At 56.8% G+C, this 1,846-nt stretch carries 1 rRNA gene; it reads right to left on the bottom strand.

Going from position 1 to position 1,846, the window contains the following annotated elements:
- Positions 1–22: 22 nt before the first annotated feature.
- Positions 23–1,846, bottom strand: a 23S ribosomal RNA gene (locus AC07C1_RS41205); the annotation flags it as partial.

Genomic DNA, 1,846 nt, shown 5'->3' with positions numbered 1-1,846 from the left:
AACACAGTGGACGCGAGCAACTGAGGACAAGCCCTCGGCCTATTAGTACCGGTCACCTCCACCAGTTACCTGGCTTCCAGATCCGGCCTATCAACCCAGTCGTCTACTGGGAGCCTTACCCCATCAAGTGGGTGGGAGTCCTCATCTCGAAGCAGGCTTCCCGCTTAGATGCTTTCAGCGGTTATCCCTCCCGAACGTAGCCAACCAGCCATGCCCTTGGCAGGACAACTGGCACACCAGAGGTTCGTCCGTCCCGGTCCTCTCGTACTAGGGACAGCCCTTCTCAAGACTCCTACGCGCACAGCGGATAGGGACCGAACTGTCTCACGACGTTCTAAACCCAGCTCGCGTACCGCTTTAATGGGCGAACAGCCCAACCCTTGGGACCGACTCCAGCCCCAGGATGCGACGAGCCGACATCGAGGTGCCAAACCATCCCGTCGATATGGACTCTTGGGGAAGATCAGCCTGTTATCCCCGGGGTACCTTTTATCCGTTGAGCGACGGCGCTTCCACAAGCCACCGCCGGATCACTAGTCCCGACTTTCGTCCCTGCTCGACCCGTCGGTCTCACAGTCAAGCTCCCTTGTGCACTTACACTCAACACCTGATTGCCAACCAGGCTGAGGGAACCTTTGGGCGCCTCCGTTACTCTTTAGGAGGCAACCGCCCCAGTTAAACTACCCATCAGACACTGTCCCTGATCCGGATCACGGACCCAGGTTAGACATCCAGCACGACCAGACTGGTATTTCAACGACGACTCCACCTGAACTGGCGTCCAAGCTTCACAGTCTCCCAGCTATCCTACACAAGCCGAACCGAACACCAATATCAAACTGTAGTAAAGGTCCCGGGGTCTTTCCGTCCTGCTGCGCGAAACGAGCATCTTTACTCGTAGTGCAATTTCACCGGGCCTATGGTTGAGACAGTCGAGAAGTCGTTACGCCATTCGTGCAGGTCGGAACTTACCCGACAAGGAATTTCGCTACCTTAGGATGGTTATAGTTACCACCGCCGTTTACTGGCGCTTAAGTTCTCAGCTTCGCACGCCCGAAAGCGCACTAACCGGTCCCCTTAACGTTCCAGCACCGGGCAGGCGTCAGTCCGTATACATCGCCTTACGGCTTCGCACGGACCTGTGTTTTTAGTAAACAGTCGCTTCTCGCTGGTCTCTGCGGCCACCCCCAGCTCGAGGAGCAAGTCCTCTCACCAGTGATGGCCCCCCTTCTCCCGAAGTTACGGGGGCATTTTGCCGAGTTCCTTAACCATAGTTCACCCGAACGCCTCGGTATTCTCTACCTGACCACCTGAGTCGGTTTAGGGTACGGGCCGCCATGAAACTCGCTAGAGGCTTTTCTCGACAGCATAGGATCATCCACTTCGCCACAATCGGCTCGGCATCAGGTCTCAGACTATTGCCAGGCGGATTTACCTACCTGACGTCCTACACCCTTACCCCGGGACAACCACCGCCCGGGATGGACTACCTTCCTGCGTCACCCCATCACTCACCTACTAACCGCTTGGTTCGGCGGCTCCACCACTTTCCTTTCCCCGAAGGGTCCGGAACGGCTTCACGGCCTTAGCATCACGATGCTCGATGTTTGACGCTTCACAGCGGGTACCGGAATATCAACCGGTTATCCATCGACTACGCCTGTCGGCCTCGCCTTAGGTCCCGACTTACCCTGGGCAGATCAGCTTGACCCAGGAACCCTTAGTCAATCGGCGCAAACGTTTCTCACGTTTGTATCGCTACTCATGCCTGCATTCTCACTCGTGAACCGTCCACAACTACCTTCCGGTGCTGCTTCACCCGGCACACGACGCTCCCCTACCCATC

Source organism: Streptomyces sp. NPDC045022 (assembly GCF_056432605.1).
This window is presented reverse-complemented; position numbering and strand designations above follow the sequence as displayed.